Source organism: Mesorhizobium sp. WSM4828, from assembly GCF_055811175.1.
Map to the genome: position 1 here is coordinate 228,774 of NZ_JBVVQK010000008.1, position 6,504 is coordinate 235,277.

Here is a 6,504-nt window from a genome sequence, read left to right on the forward strand (position 1 = left end):
CGCACCGCGGGAGCTCACCCGCACGCCGTCTCGTCACATCGTGAAAATAATCACAAACAAAAGGATCATCTCGATGACCATGAACAAAGTTGTTCTGATCACCGGTGCCTCCAGCGGCATCGGTGCTGGCATTGCCCGTGAGCTTGGCGCGGCAGGTGCGAAGCTGATGCTCGGCGCGCGGCGCACCGACCGCCTTGAAGCGCTTGCGGCCGAAATCGAGGCGGCTGGTGGAACGGTTCGCGTGCGAGCGCTCGACGTCACCAGGAGGGAGGATGTCTCAGCATTCGCCGACGCCGCCCGGGCCGAATGGGGCCAGGTCGATGTCATCGTCAACAATGCGGGCGTCATGCCGCTGTCGGCCATGGCAGCCATGAAGGTCGACGAGTGGGAGCTGATGGTGGACGTCAACATCAAGGGTGTTCTGTACGGCATCGCAGCGGTTCTGCCTGAGATGACGGCACGCGGCTCCGGTCACATCATCAATATCGGGTCCATTGGCGCACTGGCCGTCTCGCCCACGGCGGCTGTCTATTGTGCAACGAAATACGCTGTCCGCGCGATTTCCGATGGGCTCCGCCAGGAGAGTGACGATATCCGCGTAACCTGCATTCATCCGGGCGTGGTGGAAAGCGAGCTGGCGAATACGATCTCCGACGACGCCGCTGCTGCCGCCATGAAAACCTGGCGTGCTATTGCCCTGCAACCCGATGCCATCGCCAGGGCAGTGCGCTACGCAATCGAACAGCCCGACGATGTCGACGTCAACGAGATCGTCGTGCGTCCGACGAAGGCGGCGCATTGATGCGATCCACTTTGGCCGCAGTGCTTGCGGGTATTGCCGTTGCTGTAGCTCCAACCGGCCTGCCCCTTCCTTCAATGCCAATCCTTGCGGGGAAACCAATGACGCACCAAGATCACCCCTATGTCGGAATGTGGGTCACCGAGGATCGCCATCAGGCACGAACTCCTGCCGAACGGCCGTTATGACGAAGCGCGCGGCGACCGCGAGAGCGCCTATCGGGGACGCTATGAAGTGCAGGGCAACCACATAGAATACTGGGACGATACGGGCTTCACCGCGGATGGTGAGTTCGTCGAAGGCGTCCTCTATCATGGCGGCATGATCCTTTATCGCCAGCGGTAGAGAGCCGCCCTGAGACAAGCACTTCAGGGTTCCACAAGACGCTACTGCATGCCTTGCATGAGGCGCTCGGCAGCTTGCACTGCAAGGCCCGTCACACCACATATCTCCCAGCAAGCGCGGCGGAAAGAAGCAGGACCGCGAGCAGAGTCGACATTGCAAATGGTTGTCACTATATAGCGGCGGCTTTGACGGCTCGCCTTTTACGTCGTGCCAGCGAGAGCGCGGTAAATGTGCTAGCTATTGTGACATCTATTGTGATCTAAAACGGCTTGAAAACCGAAAAAAAGCAAATAGAAACAATAGCGCGAGTCGAAAGTTTCGTCGAGAGAATCAGTCCTCAAGAACTAGAACGTGCTCCTTGAACCCTCCATTCCCTTCGGCTCTGTGGACCTCGGACAAGTTCGGCTTGCCGGGCGAAGCCGACTCGGCGCGAATGGCAGCACGCATCTTTTCGAAGATGCCGACGTTTATGATTACCAACCGGCATAGCCGCTAGGGAAACAGCAGTATGAGTGAACACGCAATCGAGTTCCTGCGCGGGTGGATTGGCGAAAAAGTCCACTGCCAGCCCTCGCCAGCCAGGATCGAGAAGCAGGCCGAGACCCTCGCCAGGGAATGTGCGGCCAAGGCCGCCGAAGCCGGCATACCCCTGGAGGATATTCAGGAAGAAGTCGGCGACATCCAGGAGCTCATTGCTTCGAGGCTCGAAGAGGCGGCCGAGGCCGAGCAGGACGAGCTGCATTCGAACAAGCCTGCTGGCTGAAGGATCGCCCCGGCTGAACCCTGCCGGGCCATCAACGCCTGTCTGATGCAGTTGCGCGAGCGTATCACCGCGCAAGCTTGCCAAATCTCTCCTCGAGCCATGCTTTCGGCAACGTCGGCACGAAATTGCCGTCGCGCCCGGTCATGTCTTCATTGGCGACCAGAGCGTTGAGGATTGCTTCCTCCACGCTCTGAACCACGGCGTCGAAGAACGGGTTGATGTCGGCATCCGGTATATAGCCGGCGCTGGCCAATTTGCCGGCTGCACCGTGCGCCGCATCGGCATTGGCCGTGCTGAAGGCCAGAAAAATATCGCCGGACGAATTGTATCCATAGCCGCCGGTCAGCGCGACGCCGAGCGGCACGCGTTTCGCCAGCCGTTTCATCTGATGCGGCATGAATGGCGCATCAGTGGCGACGATCGCGATGATCGAGCTCTTTTCCGCTCGCGGCGTGTTGTCCCGGATCGCCGGTTCGGCGAGTTCCGCTCCGGCCCTGATGCCACGGATCACGAGGTTTCGCCGTGCACCGAAATTCGACTGGACAAAGCAGCCGATCGTAAAACGCTCTCCGTTCCACTCGACGCTGCGCGAAGATGTGCCCGATCCCGCCTTGAAGCCGAAGGTGATCATCCCGGTGCCGCCGCCGACGCTACCCTCTTCGATCGGCCCGGTTTCGGCCGTTTCGAGCGCGGAAAACACGTGCTCGAAGCTCACATGATGGCCGTTGATATCGTTCAGGAAGCCATCATAAGTCTCGCCCGCCACCGGCAGCGCCCAGGCGCTGTCGAGCGCCTGCGGCAGCACCGTCTGCATCCAGCGCAGCGTAGCGTCGCGGCTGACGCCGCAGGAATGCGTGTTGGTGATGGTGATGGGAAGATTGAACGCTCCGAGCTCCTCTATCAGATGCGAGCCGGTCAGTTCGCCATTGCCATTGGCGCTGAACACGCCGGCGAATGCCGGGACGGCCAACTCGTCTCTGGGCCGTGGCAGGATAGCGGTCACGCCGGTGCGTACCGGACCCTTGCCGACGACAAGCGGCCCGTCCCCTGAGACCAGCGTCATATAGCCGACCGTCACGCCGGGCACATCGGTGATGGCATTGAAGCGGCCTGGCATGCCATCGAATGGGATCGCGAAGGCACGGGCGCGCAGTTTGCCCGAGGGCGTCGCAAGATGCGGGTCGGTCATTTCACCCTCAAAAAGTCTTGGTCTTCCTCAGAAAAGCGAACCTTGGCCGCCCGGCGCCTTGAGCTTGGCCGCGGGCTTGGCAACCGTCTTCGGCCGCGCCGTGCCACTGATGGCTACTGCATCGGCGGTGCCGTCGGCAAACTCCAGCGAAAGCGCCATTCCCGACACGACTTCCGCCGCATGCTTGATCACCGCGCCGTCCGCATCCTTGACCAGCGCGAAGCCTCGCGCCAGCACGGCCTTGTGCGAGAGCGTCGCCAGCAGCCGGTCGGCCTGCGTCAGTTTTCCACGCAGCCGGTCCAGCCGCCGCGAAATCGCCTGGTCCTGCCGCCGTGTCAGTGCCAGCAAGGCATCGCCTTGCAGTTTCTGCCGTCTGGCGATCGGCGCCGGTGACAGTCTCGCGGCCGTGCGCGAAAACCGCGCCCGACGCTCGCGCACGATGGCAAAGAACGCCGCTTGCGCACGGGCGAGGTCGCGGCGGGTCAGCGTGCGGGCTTCGTTCATGCGTCGCGACAAGGTGGCCGGCGTCAGCCGCTGCCCCAGAAGCCTGCCCCGCTTTCGCTCGACGCTGACCGACAGCGCCCGGCCGAGCCGGCTCGTCGCCTCGTCGAAGCGCCGCCGCGGCAGCGCCAGCAACTGGTCGGGCGAGGGCAGCGCACGGGCGGCCGCGCGCGCCGCCTGCCGCTTGCGTTCGAAATTGCGCGACAGTGCGGTCTTCAACCGCGCGCCAAGGCCGGCAAGCGTCGCTTCGAGGTCGACTTTGACCGGCACGGCGATCTCGGCGGCGCCTGTCGGCGTCGGCGCCCGCACATCCGCAGCCAGATCGATCAGCGTCCAGTCGGTCTCGTGGCCGACGGCCGAAATCACCGGAATGCCCGAAGCGGCGACGGACCGGGCGAGCGCTTCGTCGTTGAAGCCCCACAGATCCTCCAGACTGCCGCCGCCGCGCGCCACGATCAACAGATCGGGCCGCGCGATGGCGCCGTCCCACGGCAGTGCGTTGAAGCCGTTGACGGCAGCGGTCACCTCCGCACCCGCCGTCTCGCCCTGCACCCGCACCGGCCAGACCAGCACGTGCAGCGGAAACCGGTCCTTGATGCGGTGGATGATGTCGCGGATGACGGCGCCTGTCGGCGAGGTGACGACGCCGATGACGCATGGCATGAATGGCAGCCGCCGCTTGCGCGCCGCGTCGAACAGGCCTTCGGCCTGCAGCCGGCGCTTGCGCTCGTCCAGCAGCGCCATCAGCGCACCGGCACCGGCCGGCTCGAGATTGTCGATGACGATCTGGTAGGTGGATTTTCCGGGATAGGTGGTGAGCCGGCCAGTGGCGATCACCTCCATGCCTTCCTCGGGACGGAATTTCAGCCGGCTCATCGTGGTCTTCCACACCACGGCGTCGAGCCGCGCGCGATCGTCCTTCAGGCAGAAATAGGCATGGCCGGAGGAATGCGGTCCGCGATAGCCGGAAATCTCGCCGCGCACCCGTACATTGCCGAAGACGTCTTCGACCGTGCGCTTCAGCGCGCCGGAAATCTCGCTCACCGTGTATTCGGTGGCGTTGGTGCGTGATTCGGATGCTGCGTCGCTCATCGGCCGATTGGGGGACGGTTGTTGGCCGCCGTCAAGGCGGCCGTGTTCGATGTTCGCCCCAATCGCGCGATCCTTCACCAGCCCGGCAGGATCTGGTTCGGCTTGGTCCGCTTCATCTTGGCGAAGGCTAGCGCGGCGAAATCGAACGTCCCGGTCTCCTCGCCGAGCGGCACCGAAATGTTGTCCAGGCTTTCCGAAATGTGGCGCGCGAGCGCATCGACGATCTCCGGCCGCGAGGTCTGGCCGCGCATGATGCCGATGCGGCAATCGGGCAGGGCGCCGAAACCGTCGGCCTCGCCCAGCACCCGCATGCCGGGCCTGAGCGCGCATTCCGGCAGCACCGAGATCGCCAGGCCGGAAAGCACCGCGGCGGCGATGACGGTAGCCGAGAAGCTGGTGAACAGGATGCGGTAGTCGCGGTTCTGCTGGTCGAGCACGTCGGCGGCGGCCCGCCGCCAGATGCAGTTCGGCCGGCCGAAGGCCATCGGCAGGATCGGCTGCTCATGCGTCGCATGGTTGGCCGAGGTAACCCACAGCAGCGGTTCGCGCCGCACCACTTCCGATTGGCCGCGCGCGTCATTGTGCGTCACCAGCGCCAGGTCGAGATTGCCGCGCTTGATGTGTTCGACCAGTCCCGGCGTCGGTTCGCAGATAACGGTCAGTTCGACATGCGGGTTGGAACGGGCAAACCGCGCCATGATCTCGGGCAGGAAGCGATCGGCATAGTCGTCCGGCGTGCCGATGCGGATGGTGCCTTCGAGCCGGCGGTCGTCGAAGGCGGCCAGTGTTTCCTTGTTGAGATAGAGCAGCCGCCTTGCGTAGGAGAGCAGCCGGTCGCCTTCCTCGGTCAGCCTGTTGGTGCGGCCGTCTTTTTCGAACAGCGGCTTGCCGATCCGTTCCTCCAGCCGCCGCATTTGCATCGACACCGCAGACTGGGTGCGATGCACCGCTTCCGCCGCGCGGGTAAAGCTGCCGGTGTCGACAATCGAGATGAAGGTCTGCAACTGATCGAGATCGAGCGGCGCTTTCATTGGCCTAATCCATCATTGATGCTGATGCTAAAGATTAGAAACATTCGTTGGATTAATCAATCGCGCCGTGGCAAATTCCGACCGTCCACATGAAGCCGATGCATGTCGCCCAAAAGTGGTCACCGGTTATGGGGCAACGACATGCATCATCTTAGATGAATCGAAGCCGGAACGGCCGCTGTCGCCAGCGCCCGATCGACCGGTTTCGCCCGTTGAAGGAGACCGACATGGCTACGTTTGATTTCGCTACCGAGACCTCGCGCATCACTTCGCGTCCGGCCGTTGCGACGCGCGTGGCCAATGCCGCTGCCAATGTTTACCGCGCCTGGAAGAACCGCCGCGCCTTTTATCGCCTCGGCGAGATGTCGGATGCCGAGCTCGCCGACATCGGCCTGACCCGCGCCGACCTGCATGTCGCTGTCGGTGTACCCTTTGGCCGCGATCCGACCGAGAGGCTTCGCGTCATCGCCATCGAACGCGCCGAAACGATCGAGGACATTGCCCGCAAGGTGGTGTAATCGCGTCGTTTCGCCGTTCGGGCGCGTTAAACCTTTTGAGGCACGACGCCACCAAGTTACACAGGCTCCCCACTCCCTGCCGGATCCCCCCGGCCAGCCTGCGCGCTGCCCGGTCCTCCCAGGACCGGGCATTTTTCCTCTGCTTCGTCATCCTTGGGCGTAACGACGCGAAGCGGAGTGCAGACCCAAGGATCCATATGTGGACGGCCCCCTGCTTGCAAGGTGTGGCTCAGGTCTGATCGGATCGCTTGCATCCATATGTCCGG

Annotated in this window: 6 protein-coding genes and 1 pseudogene; 4 read left to right on the forward strand and 3 right to left on the reverse strand. The window is 63.4% G+C overall.

Features of this window, described 5'->3' with window-relative positions; translation table 11 throughout:
* The first annotated feature begins 73 nt into the window (after positions 1–73).
* The 3 genes and pseudogenes from AC0L2X_RS12485 to AC0L2X_RS12495 all read left to right on the forward strand — a co-directional run bounded on the left by AC0L2X_RS12485 (position 74) and on the right by AC0L2X_RS12495 (position 1,907).
* Positions 74–802, forward strand: a complete 729-nt coding sequence (locus AC0L2X_RS12485; RefSeq protein ID WP_473559550.1) for an SDR family oxidoreductase — start codon at positions 74–76, stop codon at positions 800–802.
* A 74-nt stretch (positions 803–876) separates the two neighbouring features.
* Positions 877–1,144: pseudogene (locus tag AC0L2X_RS12490) on the forward strand (Atu4866 domain-containing protein).
* A 508-nt stretch (positions 1,145–1,652) separates the two neighbouring features.
* Entirely contained in the window at positions 1,653–1,907 is a 255-nt protein-coding gene (locus tag AC0L2X_RS12495; protein WP_352488342.1) for a hypothetical protein, read from the forward strand.
* A gap of 64 nt (positions 1,908–1,971) precedes the next feature.
* Here the strand turns inward: AC0L2X_RS12495 and AC0L2X_RS12500 are convergent, their stop codons facing one another.
* The 3 genes from AC0L2X_RS12500 to AC0L2X_RS12510 form a co-directional block, all read right to left on the reverse strand.
* Positions 1,972–3,096 (reverse strand): DmpA family aminopeptidase, encoded by a 1,125-nt coding sequence (locus AC0L2X_RS12500; protein WP_473559552.1) that lies wholly within the window; start codon positions 3,094–3,096, stop codon positions 1,972–1,974.
* 27 nt (positions 3,097–3,123) lie between these two features.
* Positions 3,124–4,689 carry an exodeoxyribonuclease VII large subunit gene (xseA, locus tag AC0L2X_RS12505; RefSeq protein WP_473559554.1) on the reverse strand — a complete coding sequence of 522 codons (1,566 nt, stop codon included), beginning with the start codon at positions 4,687–4,689 and terminating at the stop codon, positions 3,124–3,126.
* Between the two features lie 74 nt (positions 4,690–4,763).
* Positions 4,764–5,720, reverse strand: a complete 957-nt coding sequence (locus AC0L2X_RS12510; RefSeq protein ID WP_023716458.1) for a LysR substrate-binding domain-containing protein — start codon at positions 5,718–5,720, stop codon at positions 4,764–4,766.
* 227 nt (positions 5,721–5,947) lie between these two features.
* Here AC0L2X_RS12510 and AC0L2X_RS12515 point away from each other — a divergent pair, with 227 nt between their 5' ends.
* Positions 5,948–6,238 carry a DUF1127 domain-containing protein gene (locus AC0L2X_RS12515; protein ID WP_292663848.1) on the forward strand — a complete coding sequence of 97 codons (291 nt, stop codon included), beginning with the start codon at positions 5,948–5,950 and terminating at the stop codon, positions 6,236–6,238.
* Positions 6,239–6,504: the final 266 nt, after the last annotated feature.

Excerpts from the sequence above, each read along its gene's own strand:
- AC0L2X_RS12495 (WP_352488342.1), top strand. The coding sequence starts at position 1,653 with ATGAGTGAACACGCAATCGAGTTCCTGCGCGGGTGGATTGGCGAAAAA.
- AC0L2X_RS12500 (WP_473559552.1), bottom strand. The coding sequence starts at position 3,096 with ATGACCGACCCGCATCTTGCGACGCCCTCGGGCAAACTGCGCGCCCGT.
- AC0L2X_RS12510 (WP_023716458.1), bottom strand. The coding sequence starts at position 5,720 with ATGAAAGCGCCGCTCGATCTCGATCAGTTGCAGACCTTCATCTCGATT.
- xseA (WP_473559554.1), bottom strand. The coding sequence starts at position 4,689 with ATGAGCGACGCAGCATCCGAATCACGCACCAACGCCACCGAATACACG.
- AC0L2X_RS12485 (WP_473559550.1), top strand. The coding sequence starts at position 74 with ATGACCATGAACAAAGTTGTTCTGATCACCGGTGCCTCCAGCGGCATC.
- AC0L2X_RS12515 (WP_292663848.1), top strand. The coding sequence starts at position 5,948 with ATGGCTACGTTTGATTTCGCTACCGAGACCTCGCGCATCACTTCGCGT.